Annotated in this window: 24 protein-coding genes, 16 tRNA genes and 1 riboswitch; of the genes, 6 read left to right on the top strand and 34 right to left on the bottom strand. The window is 45.6% G+C overall.

Translation table 11 applies throughout. The features are described from left to right. Positions 1-19: 19 nt before the first annotated feature. The 6 genes from H9659_RS05485 to H9659_RS05460 form a co-directional block, all read right to left on the bottom strand. On the bottom strand, positions 20-409 hold the full coding sequence (locus H9659_RS05485) for a fluoride efflux transporter FluC (RefSeq protein ID WP_191688934.1): 390 nt from the start codon (positions 407-409) through the stop codon (positions 20-22). Continuing rightward, entirely contained in the window at positions 406-777 is a 372-nt protein-coding gene (locus H9659_RS05480) for a fluoride efflux transporter FluC (RefSeq protein WP_191688933.1), read from the bottom strand. Before H9659_RS05480 ends, H9659_RS05485 begins: the two co-directional genes overlap by 4 nt. Then, positions 774-2,915 carry an ATP-dependent helicase gene (locus tag H9659_RS05475; RefSeq protein ID WP_191688932.1) on the bottom strand — a complete coding sequence of 714 codons (2,142 nt, stop codon included), beginning with the start codon at positions 2,913-2,915 and terminating at the stop codon, positions 774-776. Before H9659_RS05475 ends, H9659_RS05480 begins: the two co-directional genes overlap by 4 nt. Before the next feature lie 126 nt (positions 2,916-3,041). Next, positions 3,042-3,221, bottom strand: coding sequence for a hypothetical protein (locus H9659_RS05470; RefSeq protein ID WP_191688931.1), 180 nt, complete (start codon positions 3,219-3,221; stop codon positions 3,042-3,044). A gap of 92 nt (positions 3,222-3,313) precedes the next feature. Continuing rightward, a complete protein-coding gene (gene lepB, locus H9659_RS05465; RefSeq protein ID WP_191688930.1) occupies positions 3,314-3,841 on the bottom strand; it encodes a signal peptidase I in 528 nt (175 codons plus the stop codon). A 17-nt stretch (positions 3,842-3,858) separates the two neighbouring features. Beyond that, positions 3,859-4,653 carry an alpha/beta hydrolase gene (locus H9659_RS05460; RefSeq protein WP_191688929.1) on the bottom strand — a complete coding sequence of 265 codons (795 nt, stop codon included), beginning with the start codon at positions 4,651-4,653 and terminating at the stop codon, positions 3,859-3,861. 105 nt (positions 4,654-4,758) lie between these two features. Between H9659_RS05460 and H9659_RS05455 the strand changes: the two genes are divergently transcribed. Continuing rightward, positions 4,759-5,271, top strand: coding sequence for a gamma carbonic anhydrase (locus H9659_RS05455; protein WP_191688928.1), 513 nt, complete (start codon positions 4,759-4,761; stop codon positions 5,269-5,271). A 53-nt stretch (positions 5,272-5,324) separates the two neighbouring features. Here the strand turns inward: H9659_RS05455 and metK are convergent, their stop codons facing one another. Then, positions 5,325-6,530, bottom strand: coding sequence for a methionine adenosyltransferase (metK, locus tag H9659_RS05450; RefSeq protein WP_191688927.1), 1,206 nt, complete (start codon positions 6,528-6,530; stop codon positions 5,325-5,327). A 194-nt stretch (positions 6,531-6,724) separates the two neighbouring features. Continuing rightward, positions 6,725-6,841, bottom strand: a riboswitch (SAM riboswitch). A gap of 167 nt (positions 6,842-7,008) precedes the next feature. Here metK and pckA point away from each other — a divergent pair. After that, on the top strand, positions 7,009-8,595 hold the full coding sequence (pckA, locus tag H9659_RS05445; protein WP_191688926.1) for a phosphoenolpyruvate carboxykinase (ATP): 1,587 nt from the start codon (positions 7,009-7,011) through the stop codon (positions 8,593-8,595). Positions 8,596-8,636: 41 nt separating this feature from the next. Here pckA and H9659_RS05440 read toward each other — a convergent pair whose 3' ends face one another. The 6 genes from H9659_RS05440 to H9659_RS05415 all read right to left on the bottom strand — a co-directional run bounded on the left by H9659_RS05440 (position 8,637) and on the right by H9659_RS05415 (position 12,450). Then, the gene (locus H9659_RS05440; RefSeq protein WP_191688925.1) at positions 8,637-9,425 is read right to left on the bottom strand and encodes an alpha/beta hydrolase family protein; all 789 of its coding nucleotides are present in this window, start codon (positions 9,423-9,425) and stop codon (positions 8,637-8,639) included. Then, positions 9,415-9,870 (bottom strand): NUDIX domain-containing protein, encoded by a 456-nt coding sequence (locus H9659_RS05435; RefSeq protein ID WP_191688924.1) that lies wholly within the window; start codon positions 9,868-9,870, stop codon positions 9,415-9,417. The genes H9659_RS05440 and H9659_RS05435 overlap by 11 nt, the downstream gene beginning before the upstream one ends. A 33-nt stretch (positions 9,871-9,903) precedes the next feature. Continuing rightward, a complete protein-coding gene (locus H9659_RS05430; RefSeq protein ID WP_225217679.1) occupies positions 9,904-10,254 on the bottom strand; it encodes a transposase in 351 nt (116 codons plus the stop codon). 61 nt (positions 10,255-10,315) lie between these two features. Then, on the bottom strand, positions 10,316-11,635 hold the full coding sequence (locus H9659_RS05425; protein WP_191688923.1) for an NAD-dependent malic enzyme: 1,320 nt from the start codon (positions 11,633-11,635) through the stop codon (positions 10,316-10,318). Between the two features lie 131 nt (positions 11,636-11,766). After that, a complete protein-coding gene (locus tag H9659_RS05420) occupies positions 11,767-11,940 on the bottom strand; it encodes a putative motility protein (protein WP_191688922.1) in 174 nt (57 codons plus the stop codon). Between the two features lie 60 nt (positions 11,941-12,000). Beyond that, the gene (locus H9659_RS05415; protein ID WP_191688921.1) at positions 12,001-12,450 is read right to left on the bottom strand and encodes a Dps family protein; all 450 of its coding nucleotides are present in this window, start codon (positions 12,448-12,450) and stop codon (positions 12,001-12,003) included. Between the two features lie 104 nt (positions 12,451-12,554). On the opposite strand from H9659_RS05415, the gene yidD reads away from it, so the two are divergent. Further along, the gene (yidD, locus tag H9659_RS05410; protein WP_191688920.1) at positions 12,555-12,782 is read left to right on the top strand and encodes a membrane protein insertion efficiency factor YidD; all 228 of its coding nucleotides are present in this window, start codon (positions 12,555-12,557) and stop codon (positions 12,780-12,782) included. 92 nt (positions 12,783-12,874) lie between these two features. Beyond that, the gene (locus tag H9659_RS05405) at positions 12,875-13,840 is read left to right on the top strand and encodes a metal ABC transporter solute-binding protein, Zn/Mn family (RefSeq protein ID WP_191688919.1); all 966 of its coding nucleotides are present in this window, start codon (positions 12,875-12,877) and stop codon (positions 13,838-13,840) included. 53 nt (positions 13,841-13,893) lie between these two features. On the opposite strand, the gene H9659_RS05400 is transcribed toward H9659_RS05405, so the two are convergent. From H9659_RS05400 to H9659_RS05380, 5 genes are all read right to left on the bottom strand, one after another. Beyond that, entirely contained in the window at positions 13,894-15,342 is a 1,449-nt protein-coding gene (locus H9659_RS05400; protein ID WP_191688918.1) for an o-succinylbenzoate--CoA ligase, read from the bottom strand. Positions 15,343-15,405: 63 nt separating this feature from the next. Beyond that, positions 15,406-16,224: a 1,4-dihydroxy-2-naphthoyl-CoA synthase gene (gene menB, locus H9659_RS05395; protein WP_191688917.1), complete on the bottom strand. Its 819-nt coding sequence runs from the start codon at positions 16,222-16,224 to the stop codon at positions 15,406-15,408. 17 nt (positions 16,225-16,241) lie between these two features. Continuing rightward, on the bottom strand, positions 16,242-17,066 hold the full coding sequence (gene menH, locus H9659_RS05390; RefSeq protein ID WP_191688916.1) for a 2-succinyl-6-hydroxy-2,4-cyclohexadiene-1-carboxylate synthase: 825 nt from the start codon (positions 17,064-17,066) through the stop codon (positions 16,242-16,244). Then, entirely contained in the window at positions 17,056-18,774 is a 1,719-nt protein-coding gene (menD, locus tag H9659_RS05385; protein ID WP_191688915.1) for a 2-succinyl-5-enolpyruvyl-6-hydroxy-3-cyclohexene-1-carboxylic-acid synthase, read from the bottom strand. The genes menH and menD overlap by 11 nt, the downstream gene beginning before the upstream one ends. After that, the gene (locus H9659_RS05380) at positions 18,767-20,155 is read right to left on the bottom strand and encodes an isochorismate synthase (RefSeq protein WP_191688914.1); all 1,389 of its coding nucleotides are present in this window, start codon (positions 20,153-20,155) and stop codon (positions 18,767-18,769) included. Before H9659_RS05380 ends, menD begins: the two co-directional genes overlap by 8 nt. Before the next feature lie 157 nt (positions 20,156-20,312). On the opposite strand from H9659_RS05380, the gene H9659_RS05375 reads away from it, so the two are divergent. Further along, positions 20,313-21,230, top strand: a complete 918-nt coding sequence (locus H9659_RS05375; protein ID WP_191688913.1) for a 1,4-dihydroxy-2-naphthoate polyprenyltransferase — start codon at positions 20,313-20,315, stop codon at positions 21,228-21,230. A 211-nt stretch (positions 21,231-21,441) separates the two neighbouring features. Continuing rightward, positions 21,442-22,170, top strand: coding sequence for a TraR/DksA C4-type zinc finger protein (locus H9659_RS05370; RefSeq protein ID WP_191688912.1), 729 nt, complete (start codon positions 21,442-21,444; stop codon positions 22,168-22,170). A 51-nt stretch (positions 22,171-22,221) separates the two neighbouring features. On the opposite strand, the gene H9659_RS05365 is transcribed toward H9659_RS05370, so the two are convergent. The 16 genes from H9659_RS05365 to H9659_RS05290 all read right to left on the bottom strand — a co-directional run bounded on the left by H9659_RS05365 (position 22,222) and on the right by H9659_RS05290 (position 23,695). Further along, a tRNA-Glu gene (locus H9659_RS05365) sits at positions 22,222-22,293 on the bottom strand. Positions 22,294-22,302: 9 nt separating this feature from the next. Beyond that, a tRNA-Ser gene (locus H9659_RS05360) sits at positions 22,303-22,393 on the bottom strand. 6 nt (positions 22,394-22,399) lie between these two features. Continuing rightward, positions 22,400-22,474 (bottom strand) — tRNA-Asn (locus H9659_RS05355). Between the two features lie 7 nt (positions 22,475-22,481). Beyond that, positions 22,482-22,555: transfer RNA gene (locus H9659_RS05350), tRNA-Ile, on the bottom strand. A gap of 4 nt (positions 22,556-22,559) precedes the next feature. Next, positions 22,560-22,633 (bottom strand) — tRNA-Gly (locus tag H9659_RS05345). A gap of 5 nt (positions 22,634-22,638) precedes the next feature. Further along, positions 22,639-22,714: transfer RNA gene (locus H9659_RS05340), tRNA-Phe, on the bottom strand. Between the two features lie 33 nt (positions 22,715-22,747). Beyond that, positions 22,748-22,823: transfer RNA gene (locus tag H9659_RS05335), tRNA-Asp, on the bottom strand. A 3-nt stretch (positions 22,824-22,826) separates the two neighbouring features. After that, positions 22,827-22,901: transfer RNA gene (locus H9659_RS05330), tRNA-Met, on the bottom strand. 43 nt (positions 22,902-22,944) lie between these two features. Beyond that, a tRNA-Ser gene (locus tag H9659_RS05325) sits at positions 22,945-23,037 on the bottom strand. Positions 23,038-23,056: 19 nt separating this feature from the next. Continuing rightward, positions 23,057-23,133 (bottom strand) — tRNA-Ile (locus H9659_RS05320). A gap of 6 nt (positions 23,134-23,139) precedes the next feature. Next, positions 23,140-23,213, bottom strand: a tRNA-Met gene (locus H9659_RS05315). Positions 23,214-23,233: 20 nt separating this feature from the next. After that, positions 23,234-23,309 (bottom strand) — tRNA-Ala (locus H9659_RS05310). Between the two features lie 11 nt (positions 23,310-23,320). After that, positions 23,321-23,397, bottom strand: a tRNA-Pro gene (locus tag H9659_RS05305). A gap of 18 nt (positions 23,398-23,415) precedes the next feature. Further along, positions 23,416-23,492: transfer RNA gene (locus H9659_RS05300), tRNA-Arg, on the bottom strand. A gap of 38 nt (positions 23,493-23,530) precedes the next feature. Next, positions 23,531-23,605 (bottom strand) — tRNA-Gly (locus H9659_RS05295). A gap of 8 nt (positions 23,606-23,613) precedes the next feature. Continuing rightward, positions 23,614-23,695 (bottom strand) — tRNA-Leu (locus H9659_RS05290). Between the last annotated feature and the right edge of the window lie 110 nt (positions 23,696-23,805).

Here is a 23,805-nt window from a genome sequence, read left to right as displayed (position 1 = left end):
TCTGTCACCAGTCTATTCCCTAACAGCAGCTCACTAAACCGTTACTGCTGAAAAAAGTACCACCTATATAACCTGCGTAAACCAATACAATCCCCAAAATTATAGATCCCATTAAATAACCACTCGACTTTCCTACTTCCCGTAACCTTGCCATCCCTACTAATTCTTTCAGCCACGTGGAAAATGTCGTCAATGCCCCCGCCAAGCCCGAACCTAGTAGAAAAGTTAGCGTTGGAGAGAGTTGCAATCCAGCCACGAGACCGATGAGGAGGCAGCCAAACATATTGACTACAAGCGTCCCATAAGGAACAGGTGCACGTGTATTCAATTTTCGGGAAACCAGGTAGCGAATGATCGCCCCTGCAAAACCACCTGCTCCAACAGCTGCTAAATCTGCCCACGTCATCATTCCTGCCCCCTTCCGCCAAGTCGAATTCCAAGTGCACCCGCGAACAAACCGATAACTAGACTGACGCCCACATAAAACAACGCCATTCCTACATTCGTTTGTAACAGTGTCAACGTTTCAAAACTAAATGCAGAAAATGTGGTAAACGAACCAAGAAAACCGATCGTAATCGCGTCGTACGTCGTTTTGTTCACAAGCGTCCAGTGAAGGGATCTTTCAACAAGAAAACAAAGAATGAATGTCCCGACAATATTGACAACAAATGTTCCAACGGGGAATCCACTCGCTGCTGGAACGAGCATGCCGATAACAGTTCTGGCTAATGCCCCAATTGCCCCCGCTGCACCTATTGCGAATACCCCTCTCATAAATCAGCCTTCTCCAACATCCGCTTTTCTAGAACGGGTTGTAATGCCAACCGCTTCGTAGCTGCAGCAAACCGGATTTCGATGGTTTCAGTACTCACATCAACGATTTCCCCTTTACCAAAGACACGGTGTTTGACAAGTGTCCCCTTTGTCAAATGGTCGGGATTTCCAATTCCATTCGGGTTCACTGCAACGGATTTTGGTGCCGTTTTCACCAAGCTGCTCTTTTGTTTCGTCGAATCGGTGCGCTTCGGCAGCAAAATCCCTCTCACTTCGTTCACAAACTTGGAGTCTTCCTTCGACTTCCCGTCTGCAGAGGAGTACGACAACAATTCGAGGCGTTCTTTTGCTCGAGTCATGCCAACATAAAATAAGCGGCGTGCTTCTTCTAATAAGGATGGTTCCGTAAGGTCTTCTTCCGACGGGATGATGCCTTTGACTAGGTCAATCATAAACACCCGTTTAAACTCCAATCCTTTCGCACTATGGAAAGTCGATAGCGTCACTGCTTGTCCAACAGGCTCTTGTTTTGCTTCCTGTACGGCGTCTTCAAGGGATTTCAGCTGTTCTGCAAACTCAATCATCGTCCGCGTCTGTTCAGCAATCCCTTCCAATGTTTCTAAAATACCTGTTAAACTGTCTGCACGGTATCCGAACTTCGATGACATGCTCACCAGGCTGTCTTCATAGCCGAGTTCGTAGCGAATCATGCGGATGATTTGGGCCGGACGCATCTCCGGTATCTTGTTATATACATCCAAATACGCATCGAGCTTTCTCACCTGGCTGTCTTTTAACACCGCCATCTTTTGGAAAGCTTCAAATACATTCCCCTCGATTGTACTCCGTCCAAACTGCTGTAATGTCGAATTCGATACAAACAATTGCATTTTTCCCGCAACCTTCACGAAAATATCTTTTCGTTCCAAGTTGAAACTGAGCCGCATGAAATTGAGAATATCTTGTACAACCCAGTGGGAGAAAAACTTATCGTCCGCATCTTTCATGTAAAATGGAATGCCTCTCCGATGAAGTTCGTTCACAAAAGGTGTAGAGGATGCGTTATTCCGGAAAAGAATTGCCACTTCACTTAAATCCTCTTCCGCAAGAAGTTCGTATGTCACATATTCCAGTTGCTGCTTTGGCGTATGGAGACGTCGTAACTGAATCGCTCCTTTTGAACCGTTTTCCGTATGCATTTTCTTTTCCCAGCGTTTTGTATTCCGTTTAATGAACGATGCGGAAGTGGTGACGATTTCAGAAGAGGACCGATAGTTCTGTTCCATATATAACAGCTTAGCTTCAGGATATACGAGTTTGAAATCCATTAGATAATCAGGATCTGCACCTCTCCATGCATAGATGGATTGGTCATCATCTGCCACGACACAGAGATTCCCATGCATCGCTGTCAGGTGTTCCACGATTTTATGCTGGACGAGCGACGTATCCTGGCTCTCATCCGTCAGGATATAATCATATTTGGATTGGAATTCCGCTCCAAGATCTTCATCCGTCCGCATTGCTTGTTCAGCTGCTAATAACAAGTCATCAAAGTCGAGCAGTACACTATCTGCAGATGCATTCTTTACTGACTCATAGTGACGTGCAATTTTTGCTGCCTGCTCGAAGGGTTCGTCCTTTTCCGTCCACTTTTCTGCAGGAATCATTTGGTTTTTCATGAGGCTTACATAAGTCGAAAGCGCATTCAGCTGATCTTCCGTCGCATTCTCTTTCAGGACATGACGGCATGCTGATTTCAAAGCGTTCTGCTTCGGATATCCTTCCAACAACGTAAACTGGCGGCCTTGCTTCGCTAGCCATTTCCTAGAAATCGTGAAGGCTAAGCTGTGAATCGTCGAAAAATCCGCTGTCGGCAAATCAGGAAACAACGCAGCGAATCGTTTCTGCATATCGCTCGCAGATGCTTTACTGAACGTAATCGCTTTAATACGCCTTGGTTGAACACCGAGTTCTTCTATTAAATATCCGATTCTCATAATTATAGTCGTCGTCTTTCCAGATCCTGGACATGCCAGAAGAAGCAGTGGACCTTCCGTAGTCTGGACGGCCTGTTTCTGCACATCGTTCAATTGGATATTCAGTTGTCTTTTTTTACGTTCAAAAAAATCTTCCATCCACATCAAATCTCCCTTAAGAATTCGCTGCTATTAACTTATCACAAAAAATGCGATATGAAGACTAGAACGAAGTAAAAAACCTCTGCATACTTCTGCAGAGGTTCGGTAATAATTTGCAGCTAGTTAAAAGCCACCTGTTTCAAGTCGATCATTTTGCAGGTCGACTTTCTTTTTAGCACTTCCCGTGTATGAAGTTGATGCGACTTCATCGGTTCGTCGCTGACCATCGGTGTATTCCGTTCCAGCCATGCTGCCTGTTTGCTCGTTCGCACGTTGTTTCTTACCTGTTTGCTTATCTGACATTGCCGCCACTCCTTTTCAAAGGTGTCTATCGGTAGCATGTCTCAAAAACATCTGACTTAATCAGGAGAAATTTACCTGTTCAGAACAACCGATCACTTTGGATTCCCAATCTCATTGAATGGATAAAATCGGAATTTCACTTTGCCAACGACGGATTCTTCTTCAATACTGCCAAAGATCCGACTGTCCATACTGTTTGAACGGTTGTCTCCCATCACGAACAATTGACCTTCAGGAACATTCACTTCGAAATCCTGGGTCAATTTCTGACCGTCTGGTAGTGCCTCTTTGTTCTGGTCCAAGTAGGGTTCAGGATACTCTTTCCCATTAATGGAAAGCACGTCATTTTCCATTACAACTGTATCTCCTGGCAACCCGATTACCCGTTTAATGAAGTCCTCTTCTGCGTTTGGTGCATGAAATACGATTTTGTCGAAGTGTTCCAGTGATGAAATTTTTGAAATGACGACCCGATTATTATCATGGTACGTCGGTTCCATCGACTCTCCCGAAACAATGACGGGTGTAAATAAAAATTGTCTAACGATAAATGCGATCAGTACTGCGACAATCAGGGACTTCCCCCATGACCAAAATTCTTTCTTTGACTCTGCTTCCATAGTTGACCCTCCGTCTATCAATTTTCAATTACATATCCGAGTGAACGCAACACATTATCGATGAACGATTTTGTATATAAAAAGACCTCTTCACGTTCTGGCTCATGGTAGACGTCATGATATAAATAACGCCACTCTTTATACTGGAATTCACTTAGATTTTGACGTTTCATCCATTTCTTTGTCTCAGCTGTATCTGTCACCTGATCCTCTCCGCCAGTGTGTACAAGTAATGGAACATCTTGTATCGATTTCTCTGTCTGGAGAGTCCCTTTCATGAGAGATGTGAGTTCCTTGTACCAACCGCCTGTTACAATCGATTTCACGTCGGATGAAATACGTGTTTTCGGACGCTCTTCAGGGTTTTTCGTGAGCATGTCGTACGTGACTCCATGATCTAGCTTCATAGATGATGCTAGTCGTGTCAGCATCGATGTAAACTTAGGCGGATGGTGGATCAATGAAAGCCACGGTGAGCTGATAATCAGTCCCGCACATTCAATCCGCTGTCTCTGAAGTAAATGAATCATGATCGTAGCACCTAAACCATGCGCTACGACAATGACCGGTACACTTTCTTTCAATCCCGCATCGATCATTTTTTTCGCAAACTCCACGTAGGATTCGAATGGTTCATCATGAGGCTTTCCGTTATCATCCGCGCCATGACCAGGCAGATCTCCTGTAATCAAGTCAAACCCTGAAATTCTTAGTTTTTGAATCAGCCATGCATATCGCTGATGGTCTTCGTACGCGTTATGTACAATGACAATGACTGCTTTTGCTTGTCCGTCTGCTTCCCATTTCCACATAGCGCTTCCCTCCATTTACTACAATACTTGAGACTCCTTTTTGTACATGTCCTAAAACTTTGTTAGGATTATTATACATCAATGCACAACAAGGAGGGCATTTTCATGATTGTTCCGTATAAGGATGTTTGGCCAGACATCGATGAAACCGTTTTTGTAGCCGATTTTGCTGTTATCAGCGGTGACGTTACAATTGGCGCTGATTCTTCTGTTTGGTTCAGTACCGTGATCCGTGGAGACGTTGCGCCGACCAGGATCGGTAAACGCGTCAGTATCCAAGACTTATCTTGTCTGCATCAGAGTCCTAACAACCCATTAGTCATAGAAGATGACGTCACAATTGGCCATAAGGTTACGTTACATAGCTGTACGATTAAAAAAGGGGCACTTGTCGGGATGGGTTCGATCATACTCGATGGCGCAGTAGTCGAGGAAGGTGCTTTTGTAGGTGCAGGCAGTTTAGTTCCACCCGGTAAAGTGATTCCAGCTGGTATGCTAGCACTCGGTTCCCCCGCAAAGGTCGTTCGTGCACTAACAGACGAAGATAGGGCGGATATGGAAAGAATCGTCGAAAGTTACGTAGAAAAAGGCAAGCATTATAAAAACCATCAAAACTAAGCTGTAAATAAGAAAAGCAAGGGCGCTGAATCGGCTCCCTTGCTTTTTTATGCTTATCCTTTAAGTTGAGACACTTCTTCTTTCAATGCAGAAGCCTTGTCTGTACGTTCCCAAGGCAGATCGATATCCGTTCTTCCGAAGTGACCATAAGCTGCTGTCTGCTTATAGATCGGACGACGGAGGTCAAGCATCTTGATAATTCCTGCTGGGCGTAGATCGAAATGGTTTCTGACCAGCTCTACAAGACGACTTTCCGGTATATCACTTGTCCCGAAAGTATCCACTGAAATCGAAACAGGCTTAGCTACACCGATTGCATATGCCAGCTGTACTTCACAGCGCTCCGCTAATCCTGCAGCGACAAGGTTCTTGGCTACGTAACGTGCTGCGTATGATGCTGAACGGTCGACTTTCGTTGCGTCTTTACCAGAGAACGCACCGCCGCCATGACGTGCGTAACCGCCATACGTATCGACAATGATTTTACGTCCTGTAAGACCCGCATCCCCTTGAGGACCACCGATGACAAAGCGTCCTGATGGGTTGATGAAATACTTCGTTTCATCATCCAGCAAGTTCTTTGGTACTACTGCGTCAATCACGTATTGTTTTACTTCACGCTGTAATTGCTCCAGTGTCACTTCCGGGTGATGTTGCGTAGAAATGACAATCGTATCTACGCGGATCGGTTCGTTCTGTTCGTTATATTCTATTGTTACTTGAGTTTTTCCGTCCGGACGTAAGTAGTCAAGTGTTTCTTCTTTCCGTACTTTCGTTAGTTGACGTGAAAGTTTGTGTGCAAGACTGATTGGCAGAGGCATCAATTCCTCTGTTTCGTTACAAGCATAACCAAACATGAGTCCCTGGTCGCCAGCACCAATTGCTTCTAGTTCTTCATCATCCATCAAGCCTTCACGTGCTTCAAGTGCACGATCGACACTGGCTGCGATGTCAGGTGATTGTTCATCAATAGAGGTGAGTACGGAAGACGTTTCGTAATCGAATCCGTATTTCGCTCGTGTGTAGCCAATTTCCTTTACGGTTTCTCGAACCACTTTCGGAATATCGACATACGTAGTCGTCGTAATTTCTCCAATCACGAGAACTAATCCTGTTGTAATGGTCGTTTCACACGCTACACGCGCGTTCGGGTCTTCCTCGATAATCGCATCCAGAATCGCATCTGAAATTTGGTCGCACATCTTATCAGGATGGCCTTCTGTTACCGACTCAGATGTGAACAGTCGTCGATTTGTCATATGATTTCCTCCTTCAGCCGCAAGTTTCCTTACAGCGAACTCGTGATACGGTACTCTCGTTGTCCCAGTTTTCGTCCCGCGCCTGAAGAGAAGCGACGTTCAACGTTCACAAGGATAAAGGCAAACAATAGAAAAAGCCCTCCACTCACGTATTGCATACATGAGGAAAGGCATGAGTTCATAGGCACCTTTCACTCTTATCGTCCAGGGTTTCCCCCTGCTTCAGGTTTGGCACCTTTTCATGGACAAGGACGTCCATGCAGGTTGCCGGGCATCATAGGGCCTGTCCCTCCGCCGACTCGGGATAAGAGTATCCGTTCATCTATCTATGCTACGAGAAAGTAGAGTTCTTGTCAATTATTTTTGTTGTTCTCACTTGAGTTTTGAATTAGTATAGTTTATTATTCTTAATGTGTTATACTAATTCAAAATAAGACAGCCCCAACAAGGGCAATCATGAAAAGGACGGTATCTACATATGATTTCAGCGAAAATAGATAATGGACTCAAAGAACTTCTTTCCGGATCTAATATTACATTGCAGCCATCTGTACCTGTATTAGTCGAAAAAGCAGTTTCCCGCGGCGAGGCGACGCTTTCAGCAGATGGAGCCGTTACAGCGCAGACCGGGAAGTATACCGGCCGTTCCCCTAAAGACCGTTACATAACTGAAGAAGCTACTTCCAAAGATAAGATTGACTGGGGTTCTGTTAATCGTCCGATTTCAGAAGATCGCTTCGACAATCTATATAAGAAGGTTTTGAACCACCTTCAAGCAAAAGAGGAACTATTCGTATTCAAAGGATTTGCCGGAGCTGACAAAGCGTCACAACTATCCATCCAAGTCATTAACGAGTTCGCTTGGCAAAACCTATTCGTTCATCAGCTCTTCATCCGCCCTACTGAAGAAGAATTGAAGATGCACGAAGCCCAGTTCACGATCCTTGCTGCGCCATCATTCAAAGCAGACCCTGCTGTTGACGGAACGGATAGTGAAACATTCGTTATCATTTCCCTTGAAAAACGTATCGTCCTAATCGGTGGTACTGAATATGCTGGAGAAATGAAAAAATCGATTTTCTCTGTGATGAACTACTTGCTTCCTGAAAATGGAATCCTATCTATGCACTGTTCAGCAAACGTCGGTGAAAAAGGCGATGCTGCCCTATTCTTCGGTTTGTCAGGAACAGGAAAAACAACGCTGTCCGCTGATGCAAACCGTAAACTGATCGGTGACGATGAGCATGGCTGGTCAGATCACGGCATCTTTAACATTGAAGGTGGATGTTACGCGAAATGCATCAACTTATCACCGGAAAAAGAACCTGAAATCTTCGGTGCCATTCAATTCGGGACTGTGCTGGAAAACGTGGTACTCGATACTGAGTCACGCATACCGGATTATGATGATACAACATTAACAGAAAACACACGTGCAGCGTATCCGATCGAGAACATCGACAACATCGTTCTCCCTTCAGTTGCTGGACACCCGGAAACAATCATCTTCTTGACTGCTGATGCATTCGGTGTGCTTCCTCCAATCTCGAAATTGACGAAAGAGCAAGCAATGTATCACTTCCTTAGCGGATTCACATCGAAACTTGCGGGAACAGAGCGTGGAATCACATCACCAGAAGCAACATTCTCTACATGTTTCGGTTCTCCATTCCTGCCTCTTCCTGCAACGGTCTACGCAGATATGCTCGGTAAGAAAATCGACGAGCATGGTTCACGCGTATTCCTCGTGAACACTGGCTGGACCGGCGGCGTCTATGGCGTTGGTAAGCGTATGGATCTGAAACATACCCGCACGATGGTTCGCGCTGCGCTATCCGGAGAATTGGATAACGTGGAAACTGAAACGTCAGCGACATTCGGACTTCAGATTCCGAAACACATCGAAGGCGTGCCAAGTGAAGTATTAAATCCACGTAACGCCTGGAGCGATGCATCCGAGTATGATGCAAAGGCGAAAGAACTTTCTCAACTATTCAAAGACAACTTCAAAAAGTTCAGCCACGTTTCTGAAGAGATCCTTCAAAAGGGCGGCCCGATTATTTAATTGAGATAAGAAAGAACCTTCCAAATCGGAAGGTTCTTTTTTTACGGTTGTGCTCTCATCCACTTTGTTAGGTCTCTGACAATTTGTGCATTATGCCAAGATGGAAAGTGATGAGTGTAGTCTTGGAAATACCACGTTTCATATGTTTTCTGATGTTCGCGGAGCGCGTCCTCGAGTAGAATGGCTTGTTCAAAAGACACATTCTCATCTTTCATTCCATGAATGATGAGTACAGGTGCATCCATCTCCTCCACCCGAAACAGCGCCGTTCGTTCCCTGTATGCATCAGGTGCATTATTCGGGGAACCGCCAATTACCCGCTTCATCATACGTCTCATGTCTTCACGCTCCTTATACGTAAAGACAACATCCGATACACCTGCCCAGTGGACCGAGGAAGTAATGTCATCGCGTAAAATCGCTGTCCATAGCGCCATAATTCCGCCTCTTGAGAACGAAAACAAATGAACCCTTCCTTCTTTCCACTTTGGACTTTGCTTTAATACATCTACCGCATTGACTGCATCTTGAAGATCCGCACCCGCAAACTCATCCCGCCCTTCTCCTCCTCGATTCCCACGATAATAAGGAGCAAATACGACAAATCCTTGGGTTGCAAATTGTGCAATTCGCGCGGGACGCACCATCCCGATGTGTTGGATGCCCCCTCTCAAGTAGACTAGACCTTCATAATTTCCGGCTTCTTTCGGTTCAGCGAGCATCCCTTTCACTTTTAACCCGCCACTGGAATACGTGATTTCAGTGAGCTCAATTAAAGGATTCGGTGACGGATAGGATCTTCTTGAGATTATTTGAGCATCAGTGTGCATGCTGTTCCACCCAATTTCTCAATTCCTTCATACCTTCATCTTTCATATGAAAACTGAGTGTCTCACAATGATCTAATTGTTCATCTGTAAACCAAAGTGCGCCGTCCGTTTCAAAACGTTCTGCGCGTTCATCGATTCCGGCAACATCTGCGGTAAATACAGCTTTGCAAAATGGAGGTTCCGTGTACACAACATATTCAGCAAACTTCACTAAGTTCGCAACCGTCACCCCTGTTTCCTCCATCACTTCCCGGATCGCTGCCTGTTCAATCGTTTCTCCAGGTTCCGCCTTCCCCCCTGGGAATTCCACCCCTCGAATTTTGTGAGGAGTCAACAACCACTTACCTTCGTATTTGAGTACAACAAGGACGTGACGCGCTTCTAATTCCTGCTCGCCAAAAACGAGCTCCACACGGCTACCTTTCAAGTCGTCAAATGATAACATTCCTTCCACACCCTATCTACCTGATCCACCCACTTACATATTTCCTGCACCTTTATGTGTTACCACTTGCTGCTGGAAAAATGGCATTCGTTCAATGACTGCCCTGGATTCATCATCTGTGAATTCGTGGATGAGCGCATACATCTTGTATAAACGAAGATCTACTTTGTGATTATCCCGATCATAATGATAAGGCACATACGGTAAATGGGCTCTCAGAAAATTAAAAAATTCCAATTCGTTGGTCTGGTCAAATAAGTGATGAAAAATCTCAATATATTCCTTTGGTATGTTCACTTCGTATTCATATGGAGAATCGTACTTGTTGATATTGATTTGCTGGTGAGCAACTGATACATACATCGTATATTTTCCGTCTGCCAACGTAATCCCATCCTTTTTTCCATGTAGTATGGGTCATACGCAGAGGAGTATGTGCTGCGATTTACAGCAAGCTTGCATTCGCAACTTTTTCAACAGCATCCGCCACGTTTTGGTGGACATTCGGATCTAATGGATGTGGGACGAGATCTCCGTGTTTTGTCGAATCCACAATCGCAAGTGCTGCTGCAATAAGCATTTCATATGTAATCTTCGTTGCTTTCGCATTTAAAGCCCCGCGGAAAATACCAGGGAAACCGAGTACATTATTGACAAGACGTCCATCCGCCGCAAATGCAGCACCTGCTTTAAGTGCCACTTCAGGTTGAATTTCCGCATGTGGATTCGAAAGTGCCAATATAACTTGCCCCGGACGAACCATTTCAGGTTTGATCAACCCTTGTACTCCTGTTGTTGCGATGACGATATCACTGGTTGCCATGATTTCTTCCAACGACCCGACAGACTCGCCACCGTATTGAACTAGCCGCTCTACTGCTTTGTCATTCATATCGATGCCTTGCATCTTTTTGACTCCATATGCCATCATCATACGACTGATCGCAAGACCTGCAGCTCCCAATCCGATTTGGCCGACGACTGAGTCTTCCAGTTTCACACCGGCTTGACGGCATGCAGAAAGAGTGGAAGCGAGTGCAACGACTGCAGTACCATGCTGATCGTCGTGCATGACCGGAATATCGAGCTCAGCTTTCAATCGATCTTCAATTTCGAAACAATGAGGTGAACCGATGTCCTCTAAAAGAATTCCGCCAAATCCTTGATGGATGTGCTTTACGGTTTCTACAACTTGATCCGGATCACTTGTATCGAGTAAAATCGGAATTCCACTGATTCCTGCAAATTGATCGAACAATACCGCTTTTCCTTCCATCACTGGCATCCCAGCAACAGGACCGATATTGCCCAATCCTAAAATAGCCGTTCCATCGGTTACGATTGCCACCGTATTTGAAATCCCTGTGAAAAACTGTGCTTGCTGAGGATCTTTTTCAATCACTTTGCACACGTTCGCAACGCCTGGAGTATAGACACGACGCAAATCGCCAAGTGACCGGATTTCAACCTTGCCTTTCATATGTATCTTTCCGCCTTCATGCGCACGCAATACATCATCGGAGATTGCCTGTACTTGTATCCCATCACCAATCGCATTTATGGCCTCAACAATCTTATCCAGTTGTTCGACGTCGTTACATTGCACAGAAACGTCACGGATTGTAGATAATGTGCCGACTTTAATCGTTTGGATATCACCTATATCACCTTCCAACTGACCAATCGCATACGCAACCTTTGCAAAATTGCCAGGTTTTGAAGGGGTTTCAATAATCAAATTCCGTAAATAAGGTGTATTTGTCATTCTAATTTCTCCTTTTTCTGTATCGAATAGTCACAGTTCAGTCACAGACCTATTTTACACATCAGCTTTCACTTGTTCAATGAAATAGAAAAAACAATGCATCCTCCTTAAACTGAAGGATGCATTGTCGGTTACGCTTTGATATCTACTGCTGAACCTTTAAAAGGATGAGCGGCTTCGGGCAGAGATTGAAGCATCTCAGTCGCTGCCGATGCATTTGCAGTCATTGCCTTGTCCAGAATCGTCATTTGCACAGTCGATTGGAGACTCCGCAATTGGCCAGCCATGATGGAAGAAATGTCCAAATAATCAGCTCCTCTCCCCTTATTTATCGGCACGCATAGTAGGTCATGAAGGATTAGTTCTTAATTGTTGTCCTCGCCAAGAAATGCATTGAGCATCCACTGGTGCTTTTCGATCCCTTGGTAGATTGCATTCAGAAGATCTTCAGTCATGAAGTCGCCAGCATCGCCAGCCAATTTCATCCCTGTTTTCAGTGATTTCATGATCGCATCAAAATCCTTAATGATAGTTGCCACCATTTGTTCAGCTTTTTCACTGCCGTCCGCTTCTTTTACGACAGACTCATTCAGGTGTTCTGTTAGTGTGGCAGTCGGTTTTCCTCCAAGAGTCAGAATCCGTTCTGCAATATCATCCATATGCTGCGTAGCTTCGTCATATAGTTCTTCGAATTTAGCGTGTAATGTGAAGAACTGCTTCCCTTTTACATACCAGTGGTAGTTGTGTAACTTTGTATACATGACTGACCAAGTAGATACTTGTGTGTTCAATTCTTTGATTAATTCTGCTGACATAATGAAAAAACCTCTTTTCGATAAATTTTGTCTAATACGTCTCTCTGTTATTTTACCACGTAACGGTTTAAACTAAACGTACAATACGTTAGGAGCGGGTTCATATGAAAAAGATTGTTTTGCTGCTCATTCGCTTTTATCAAAAAATGATTTCGCCGCTGACTCCCCCTTCTTGCAGATTCTATCCTACTTGTTCGCATTATGGCGTCGAAGCAGTGGAAACGCATGGTGTCTTTAAGGGATTATGGCTGACGATTGTCCGTATTTCAAAATGCCATCCTTTTCACGAAGGTGGATTTGACCCTGTCCCAGCGAAGAAGGAAAAAGTCTAATAAATCTTTCAGTTGTCAAGTACTTCTCCTTCGAGTATGATAGGGAAGTACTTTTTAAATCGTAATGATTACGTATTGGAGGATTTAGACAGATGACAAGAAAACGAATACTTATAGGACTCCTTTTTCTCACGCTTATGCTAGGAGCTTGCGGGAAAAAAGAAGAGACTAATGAAAGTAATTCAGACACCGGAAAACTGGACGTATATACGACGGTTTATCCGCTGCAATATTTCACAGAACGAATTGGCGGTGACACGGTTTCTGTAAAATCGATCTACCCTGCAGGAACGGATGAGCATACATTCGATCCTACCCAAAAAGAGATGATGAAACTGGCAGATGCAGATTTGTTTTTCTATGTGGGGCTAGGACTTGAAGGATTTGTAGAAAACGCAGAAAAAACATTGAAGAACCAACACGTCTTGCTACTTCCGACAGGCGATACGATTGATCCTTCAAAGCTGATGGAAGGGCATCATCATGATTCTGACGAAGAGGAGCATGACCATGAAAGCGAAGAGCATGATGAAAGCACCACGGACCCCCATGTTTGGATTTCTCCCGTTCTTAGTATGGAGTTAGCTACGGCCGTTCGAGATGGGCTTATTGAGAAGGCTCCTGAGAACAAACAATTGTATGAGGAGAATTTCAAAGCGTTGAAAAGCGACTTAGAAGCGTTGGATGCAGAATTTACGACGATGGCCGATCAGGCTTCTTCTAAAACATTCTTCGTTTCTCATGCAGCTTTCGGTTATCTGGCTGATCAATATGGATTAGAGCAAATTTCCATTGCCGGACTCAACACACAGAATGAGCCATCTCAAAAAGAACTGGCACATATCGTGGAGGAAGCGAAACAAAAGAACGTGAAGACGATTCTTTTTGAACAAAACGTGAGCTCGAAACTGACCAAAGTCGTTCAAAATGAGATTGGTGCGGATTCCGCCATTCTTCATAACTTATCTGTTCTGACAAAAGAGGATGTTGCAAACAAGGAAGATTATTTTTCGTTGATGAAACGCAATATAGACGTTTTGTCTGAAGCGCTTAATTAAACTGATGGAGGAGTAAGGGGACACTTCCCCCTTACTCCTCCAGTTTTTTAGTTTCATTTTCTTAAAGTCAGACTCTCACGAAGGGTCTTCCGCAACAGTTTGTTCGATGCGTTGCGAGGTAATTCATCCACAACGTGAAAAGCTTTTGGTACCTTATAGGACGCTAGCCGTGTTTGACAGAACTCCCTCAAACTTTCCTCTTCAACAGCAGACCGCGTAACGACAAAAGCCGCAGGAACGGCTCCCCATTCATCGCTCTCCATTGCACAAACGCCTGCTTCCACTACTTGAGGATGTTCCACAAGCACCGCTTCTATCTCTGCTGGATAAATATTCTCCCCACCTGAGATGATCAAGTCGGAACGTCGATCTGAAACAAACAAAAATCCTTCATCATCGAAATAACCGATATCTCCGGAATGGAGCCATCCATTTTGCAATGTTTGCGTACTTGTATGCTTTCCTATATATCCTTTTGTCACGTGTGGCCCTCTAATAAGAATTTCTCCCTTTTCAAACGGTTCTTTCACCCCATCAATTTGAATGTCTGTGAAGAAAAGGGGCTTCCCTGCCGATCCTGGCTTCCGTAATGCGTCTTCAGCCGATAACGTCGCAGTCTGTGAGCTTGTTTCCGTCATGCCATATGTTTGCAGTACCGGTAGTCCGCATTGTTCAGCTCTCTTTAAATAGCTTACGGGGACCGGACCGCCGCCTGCTAGCAATGTACGGAACTTAGGGTGTACAGGTAACTTGTCTTTTTCAATGACTGTCAGCAGCCGTTCGAGTGTCACTGCCACAACAGACATTCCGGATACGCGCCCGGCAGTTATTTCCTCAGCCGCTACTGCGGCATCAAACTTCTCAAACAGCCTAATTTCGGAGCCATATAGAACGGCTCTCGCTAAAATGGAGAAGCCGCTTATATGAAATAGAGGCATCATATGAAGCCATGCATCTCCATCGTGCAAACCGCTGTTCAACACAGCAGAAAGTGCACTCGATGTATGGTTTTCTGCCGTTTGCCGGACGCCTTTTGGAAATCCTGTTGTTCCTGATGTATACATGATGGTTAGCGTACGATCTTCTTCCCACATTTGCTCCAGTTGGACGGGGACCCGCTCCAGTTGTAACAATTCCTCATAGACAATACACTGACATACATGCTGAGAAGCTTTTTCCCGGAAAGCCTCTTCATATACGAGCCATTCCGATTGTGAATCTTTTAACTGATACTCGATTTCTTCAGACGTCAATCTTGAGTTCAGCATCACCATTTCTATCCCCGCAAGAAGACAGCCATGGATTAGCAACACCATCTCGGCAGACGTTCCTCCGAGTAACGCAATACGGCTGCCGGGGTCAAGCCCAAGCGAACGGAGCTTCCCTGCCCTTTCCATTGCTTCTTCTTTCAGATGAAGATAGCTCCATGTGCGACCTTGGAAGCTCAATGCAGGCGCATTTGGAGTCAATGCTGCGCGTTTTAATAACCAATTGGGTATCATTTTTGTACCTTCTTTCCGTAAAGAAAAAACTGCCCAATAGGCAGTTTTTTCGTTTCGTAAACATTAAGGGAATCGTGGGAATTGCCCAAAGTCCGGCTTGCGCTTTTCTTTGAACGCATCGCGGCCTTCTTTTGCTTCGTCAGATGTGTAATACAACAATGTAGCGTCACCAGCCAATTGCTGAAGACCTGCTAGACCGTCTGTATCCGCATTCATCGCTGCTTTCAAGAAACGAAGGGCAGTCGGACTCATGGATAGCATCTCTTCACACCATTGGACGGTTTCGTCTTCAAGCTGCTCATAAGGAACAACTGTGTTGACTAGTCCCATATCCAACGCATCTTGAGCGTTGTATTGGCGGCACAAATACCAAATTTCACGTGCTTTCTTATGTCCGATAATACGAGCGAGATAACCTGATCCGTATCCAGCATCGAACGACCCAACTTTAGGACCCGTTTGACCAAAGATCGCATTGTCTGCAGCAATCGTTAAGTCACATACGACATGAAGGACATGTCCTCCGCCAATTGCATAGCCCGCAACCATAGCAACAACCGGTTTTGGAATAACACGGATGAGACGCTGTAGATCGAGTACGTTCAAACGCGGAATCTCGTCTTCACCAACATATCCGCCATGACCGCGAACTTTCTGGTCTCCGCCAGAACAGAATGCTTTTTCGCCTTCTCCTGTTAAAACGATGACTCCGATACTTTCGTCGTCACGTGCACGAGAAAAAGCATCAATCATTTCCATTACCGTTTTCGGACGGAATGCATTGCGTACTTCAGGACGGTTGATCGTCACTTTCGCGATGCCATTATACTTTTCATACTTGATATCTTCATATGTATGAAGTGTTTCCCATTGTCGTGTCATGGTATTCCTCCTAAAAATCAATTTTGTTTCACAATCTCATCTATTATTGTAGCAAACTCTTGAGGTTTTTCCACGTGGATTGCATGTCCAGCATCCTTTACAGAGAAATGGCGGACCGCTGGCAGTAAGTTCTTCATCTCCAAAGCGATGGTTTCGAACTTTGAATCGAGTGATCCTGTAATCAGAATAACGGGATACATCTGCTCAGTGAGAAGTCTCCAATAGGAAGGCTGACTCCCTGTCCCGATACCGATCAAGCTATTGGCGAGGCCCTGTGGGTCTTGGTTCAACCGTTCCTTGCGCACTGCTTCTTTTTGTCCTGCTGAGAGTGATTTCTGAGAGTCGAATAAGGATAGGTTTTCCCAGAAATCCACGAAATCCTCGAAAGGTTCGCACAGAAGCCGATTCGCTAATTGGGCATCCCGTTCCTTACGATTTGCACGCTCTGAATCGGTTTTCAAGCCCGGAGAAGCACTTTCCAGGACTAGTCGTTGTATCCGATTAGGATAAGACACAGCGTACCCTAATGCGGTTCGCCCTCCCATGGAATAGCCGACCAGTGTAAACTGAGTAAGCTCCAATTGGCTGAATAATTGCTCGAGATCTGCTGTCTGTCTCTCCATTGAATAATCGGAACTGTTTACAGGGCGATCAGATCGTCCATGTCCCCACAAGTCGATTGCGACAGCATGGATTTCCCCTTCAAGAAGAGAAATGATTGTGTGCCACGTAGCAGTGCTCCCCGTGAATCCATGGAGGAATACCACAACCGGAAGCGATGCATCACCGCTACGCTGCACATGCATAACGTGGCCATTGACTGTGATCCAATCAGAATCCATTACGGTCGAGCTCCTCTCCAATCGCATTCCACAATTCCCGATGCGCCTGAACATTCTCTTCACGCACTGAAATCATCTCGATGATTCTCAGAGGGCCTTTTTTCTCTTCTGCTAATTGACTTTCAAGCTGTTCTATCGATGAAACGGAATCATATTGAATGCCATACATCTCCGCAAGAGGAGCAAATGACAAACCGGTTGGTGTGCCAAATAGCTGTTCAAAATGATTCGGAATCGACGCTTGGGGCAAATAAGAGAAAATGCCGCCCCCATCATTGTTACTCACTATGATGGTCAAATCCATTGTCTGCATACGTGAAATCAGTAATCCATTCACATCGTGCATAAACGACAAATCTCCGATTAGGAGCCACGTCGGCCGCTTTCGTGCTGTTTGAATACCGAGAGCAGTAGACACTACCCCATCGATTCCGTTAGCTCCACGATTTGAGAAAATTGCAATGTCGCGAGCCGTCTGTCGGAAATACGTGTCCAAATCGCGGATTGGCATGCTGCTGCCGCTTATTACATCACTTCCATCAGGTAATGAAGCCAGTAACGTCCTTACATAATCCCCTTCGTGAACTCCGTCGCTCCGATAGTTTTCTGTCATCACTGCGGCAATCTCATTCGCTTGACTCCACTTATCTGTATAAGATGCCTCTTGCTGAGTACGCGTTTCCACAGACAGAACTTCCATCGCATTCACTTGTAAATGATGCGTAGCAATTCCGAGCGGATCCCGGAAAATCGGGGATTCATCTACAACGAGAAAGGTTTGTGGCCGTACCTTCTTCAAAAATAATGTCAAAGGTTTAGAAACCGGCTGAGGACCAATGCGAATGACCGTATCAGGTCCTGCTTGAGCTGCAAAAGATTCGTTTTTCAGCAATGCATCGTAGGAGTCAATACATAAATGACGGCTAGTTTCCGGAACTTCCGATCGCAAATTGGATAACGGATCACAAACCACCGGCCAATTCATCCTTTCCGCAAATGCCCAAACCTGTCCTTTATCAAACCCAGGAAGGCACTCACCCATCACTAATAAGCCACGTGTGGCAGAGCTGATCAATTCACTTACCTGGTCCTTTTGCTCAGTGGTTAAAAATGTGTGACCGGCAATCCTGTCCATGAACGTAACTGAAGGGAATTCTTGTTCGAAATCGATTAGCAACGGTTCCCGGAATGGGGCATTGAGATGGACCGGTCCCTTTGGTTCAGTAACCGCCATGCCTATAGAACGAGCAATTTGCCGTTCCAAATAGTCATCCACTGCAACTGAATCTTCCGGTATTGGCAAGTCCACCTCGTATTTGACGTGAGGACCAAACATACCTATTTGCCGGATTGCTTGCGGAGCACCGACATCCCGTAATTCGTGCGGACGATCCGCTGTGATGACGATTAGCGGAACACGCGCGTAAAACGCTTCAGTCACGGCTGGATGATAGTTAGATGCAGCTGTGCCCGATGTACATAACAGGACGACAGGTAGCTGCGTCGCCTTCGCTAATCCAAGTGCGAAAAAACCGGCAGACCGTTCATCTACATGTAAATGGGTCTCTATCCGTTCCGTGGAGGCTAGGGCATAAGCAAGCGGCGTCGAACGCGAGCCTGGACTGATGACAGCATGGACGACACCCATTTTAACGAGACTTTCCGCCATTCTTCTGACGTGATTCGTCAACGTTTTACGATTATCCATTTAAAGAACCTCCAAGAGCCCGTAACATCGGTCTGAATTTCACCCAAGTCTCATCGTATTCCTGAGTGGGGACTGAGTCTGCAACAATCCCTCCGCCTGCATATAACCATGCATTTTTCTGTTCTAACAATGCTGAACGGATCGCAACTGCGAATTCACCGTTCCCCGATGCATCTGTCCATCCTATCGGAGCAGCGTAATACCCACGATCGAGATCTTCTTCCTGACGGATCAGTTCCATTGCGACGGGTGTAGGAACACCACCTAGGGCAGGTGTCGGATGAAGGGCTTTCACAAATTGGAAAATACCACTTTCATCACCTAATCTGCCTTGAACTGGGGTGTGCAAATGTTGGATATCCCGTACTTTCATCAATTTAGGCCGTGTTGCAGCTGTAAAGGAAGCACAAAGTGAGTCGAACACACCCGTAATCATATCGACAACGTATTGATGCTCTTCCCGGTTCTTTTTGTCTTCAAGTAATTCATTGCCAAACTGCTGGTCCTCGTCGGCACTGCTTCCCCGCTTGATAGAACCTGCAACGCAGGCAGAAAAAGCTTGTCCATCTTTTATTTCGATCAACCGTTCGGGAGTTGCACCAAAAAAGAACTGCGTACCATTCTCCATTCCGAAATTATAACTATCCCGCTGCTCGTTCGAAACGGATTGCAGTGCAGCTACCGGACGTATCGGATGCTCAAATTTCAGAGCTAATTTCCGGGCAATGACTACCTTTTCAGCTTCGCCCTTTTGGATTTTCTCTGTAATCTGTTTCACCGCTTTTAGATAATGATCTTTTCTAAGCTCTTTCGTCGATACGAGAGCTGGCTTTTCCGTTGAAACAGATTCTTGTACTTGGGCCATATGGATAAGTTGGTCCCGTTGCTTCCGAAGGGCTTCAAATTGAAGGACCGTTTCTGATTCTTCCGAGACGAAATTGATAGCAACAAGGGTTTTTCCATTTTCTATCTTCAACTGGAAGGTAGGCACAGCAAAGAGCGCATTCGGGAATTTCTCCCACTCTGAAGGACGGGATGAGCGTTTTTCATCAAACGAAAATCCACCGAACAACACAGGATCCATATCTTTATCTTCTTTAATAAGTGCATCACAATAGTGTTTCCATTTGGTTTCAATCGCATCGAAACGATCAGTCCCAGCTTCATCGGTTAACGTCAACGCATGACCAATCCCGACAAGTGTCATTGTTTTAGATGCATTTTCCCAATAAAAACGATGAGAATCATTGATGAGCGCCCCTGCCTCAAAAAAAGACAGCGGTGATATTCCGCCCGCCTCAATAGTTTCAGTAAAGAAGCGGACATGCGGCATAGCTGCCGTTGTTTCACGGCTAGGCAAGTCCGTAAGCTTCCGATTCATAGTATTCTCTCCTCATGTGGCAAACTCTTGGTGCCAATTCTACTTCCATTATAGCGGAAATCAGGCAACGGCGCATTTTTAAGAACCTGAAGGATTCCGTAATTGTGCGGAATAGAGTACAATAAGACTTGCATGTTTAAAAGAAGGAGAGAACGAAATGCAAGATACAATTAAAATTGAAACGGGCTGGAGAATGTGGTGGCAGCTTACACGTCCGCACACGTTAACTGCAGCTTTTGCTCCTGTATTCCTGGGCACGATGCTCGCATTGCCGTTTGGGAAACTGGACTTCTTATTATTTGCTGCCATGTTACTCGCAAGTGTATTCATCCAGATGGCGACAAATATGTTTAACGAGTATTACGATTTTAAGCGCGGGCTCGATACAGAAGATTCGGTCGGCATTGGCGGAACAATCGTACGTAATAAAGTCAATCCGAAGACGATTCTAAATCTGGCGCTTCTCTTATATGGTGTATCCGTTCTACTGGGTGTCTACATCTGCATGCAGACTTCCTGGTGGCTGGCAGTTGTCGGACTGATTTCCATGGCAATCGGCTACTTCTACACAGGAGGACCTTATCCGATTGCTTACACTCCACTCGGCGAATTGTTTTCTGGTGTTGTTATGGGGATGCTATTGGTCCTCATTGCATTCTACATCCAGACGGGTACGGTTACAGAACGATCTGTGTTGCTGTCGATTCCTAGTGTATTGCTCGTTGCTGCAATCATGATGGCAAACAATATCCGCGATTTGGAAGGCGATAAGCTAGGCGGAAGAAAAACATTAGCCATTCTGTTAGGACGAGCCAATGCGATCCGCATTCAAACCGGATTTTTTGTCCTTGCATTCGCTTGGATTATTGCGTTAGTCCTTTTTGGCGGGTTGACGCCATGGAGCCTACTTGTAATCCTATGTGTTAAGAAACCGATTAGCGCCATTCAAATCTTTAAGAATTTCGAGCTCCCTCTGCAGGTAATGCCAGCAATGAAGTACACTGCCCAAACGAACACATTCTTTTGTCTGTTACTCGCGATCGGGTTACTTATTGGGCATCTTACAACTAACTAATGACCTGTTAAAAGAGGCTGTACACAGTCAGTGAAAACTGATTGCTGTATCAGCCTCTTTCGTTTGGCTGAAATTATAGATGTCACAAAGATAAAACAAAAGGTTTAACAACTCCGCGAAAAAGGAAATCATTGAATTAACAGCTGAAGTACTAGTAATTTTGCTGTTCTGAATCATACTAGAACGTAAATCCATAAAGGACGTGAACGTAATGTTAACAAAAGAACAAACGACAACTTTAAAAAAAGAGCTGCTTCGTCTCCAGGATGAACTAACCCTGACCAAAGAGAGGACCGACGTAGAGGATAGTCCACAAGAAGAAATAGGCGAACTTTCCACTTACGACAACCATCCTGCAGATATGGGAACAGAATTGTATGACCGTGAAAAAGACAGAGCCCTGAATGCACATGCAAATGAAGAGCTGGAGAAGGTCCAGAAAGCATTAGAGAAGATGAAGAATGATTCATATGGAGTATGCGAAGAATGCGGCAAAGAAATCCCTTTCGAACGGTTAGAAGCAATTCCCTATACGACGTTTTGTGTCGATGACGCTGTACAAGAAGTGCCGGATGACCGCCCAGTGGAGGATGACTTGTTGAAGATGGCCAATCCAAATACATTTGCGGATCGACGTGAAGGGGCATTTAAAGATCCCATAGACAGCTTTGAAGAAATCGCAAAATCAGGAACATCCGAAACTCCATCCGACTTCACAGGAGACCATGATGACTACGAAACGTTATACGACACTTCGATTGAAGACGAAAGTACGGAAGATATAGATGTGATTGCGACAAGTAATTTAGAAGGTGAACCTTCAGGAATAATTCGTGGAGCTACAACATTGGCTTACGAAGAAGAACTGGATGAAGAAGGCCTTGAATCCGAATTAGGCGACATTCCATATCGCCGTAAAGACAGCTATATCGATAAATAAGAAACAAAAAAAGTTCCTGGATGCGAAATCGCATCCAGGAACTTTTAAGTATGACCCCTACGGGATTCGAACCCGTGTTACCGCCGTGAAAGGGCGGTGTCTTAACCGCTTGACCAAGGGGCCAAACAAATATGGCGGAGAAGGAGGGATTCGAACCCTCGCGCCGCTTTCGCGACCTACACCCTTAGCAGGGGCGCCTCTTGAGCCACTTGAGTACTTCCCCGTAATATGGCTCCGCAGGTAGGACTCGAACCTACGACCGATCGGTTAACAGCCGATTGCTCTACCACTGAGCTACTGCGGAATAATGATGGGCCTAAGTGGACTCGAACCACCGACCTCACGCTTATCAGGCGTGCGCTCTAACCAGCTGAGCTATAGGCCCAATATGGAGCGGGTGAAGGGAATCGAACCCTCATCATCAGCTTGGAAGGCTGAGGTTTTACCACTAAACTACACCCGCATGAATGGTGGCTCAGGACGGAATCGAACCGCCGACACAAGGATTTTCAGTCCTTTGCTCTACCGACTGAGCTACTGAGCCACATAGTGTCAATAGACTATGTATGAAAAGAAATGGCGGTCCCGACCGGGATCGAACCGGCGATCTCCTGCGTGACAGGCAGGCATGTTAACCGCTACACCACGGGACCATTTGGTTGCGGGGACAGGATTTGAACCTGTGACCTTCGGGTTATGAGCCCGACGAGCTACCACTGCTCCACCCCGCGATAATGTTAATTGTAAAACTCATTTAGAATTTCTTGATAAAAATGGAGGAGGTAGAGGGATTCGAACCCCCGCGGGTTTTGACACCCCTGTCGGTTTTCAAGACCGATCCCTTCAGCCGAACTTGGGTATACCTCCGTGCGATAGTAAGCAATACTGGTGGACCTTGCAGGACTCGAACCTGCGACCGGACGGTTATGAGCCGTCTGCTCTAACCAACTGAGCTAAAGGTCCTTTGGATGGCGGCAGAGGGGATCGAACCCCCGACCTCACGGGTATGAACCGTACGCTCTAGCCAGCTGAGCTACGCCGCCATGAAATGGATTATTGAAATTGGTGGAGCCTAGCGGGATCGAACCGCTGACCTCCTGCGTGCAAGGCAGGCGCTCTCCCAGCTGAGCTAAGGCCCCTCTTTAAAAGATGGTCGGGAAGACAGGATTCGAACCTGCGACCCCTTGGTCCCAAACCAAGTGCTCTACCAAGCTGAGCTACTTCCCGTTCCAAAAAAATAAAAATTGGCGCGCCCGGCAGAAGTCGAATCCACAACCTTCTGATCCGTAGTCAGACGCTCTATCCAATTGAGCTACGGGCGCAAATATGATACTGATAAAGTATGCTAAGTAAATTGCAGTGGAGCGGAAGACGGGATTCGAACCCGCGACCCCGACCTTGGCAAGGTCGTATTCTACCACTGAACTACTTCCGCATAAGAGATGCGGGTGAAGGGACTTGAACCCCCACGCCCGAAGGCACTAGATCCTAAGTCTAGCGCGTCTGCCAATTCCGCCACACCCGCATAATCTCTAAATAATCTGTAATCTAATTACAGAAATGGTGAGCCATGCAGGATTCGAACCTGCGACCCTCTGATTAAAAGTCAGATGCTCTACCAACTGAGCTAATGGC

The organism is Sporosarcina gallistercoris (genome assembly GCF_014836415.1).
Taxonomy (GTDB): Bacteria; Bacillota; Bacilli; order Bacillales_A; family Planococcaceae; genus Sporosarcina; species Sporosarcina gallistercoris.
The sequence above is the reverse complement of the archived record's forward strand: the minus strand, read 5'-3'. Positions and strand labels throughout refer to the sequence as shown.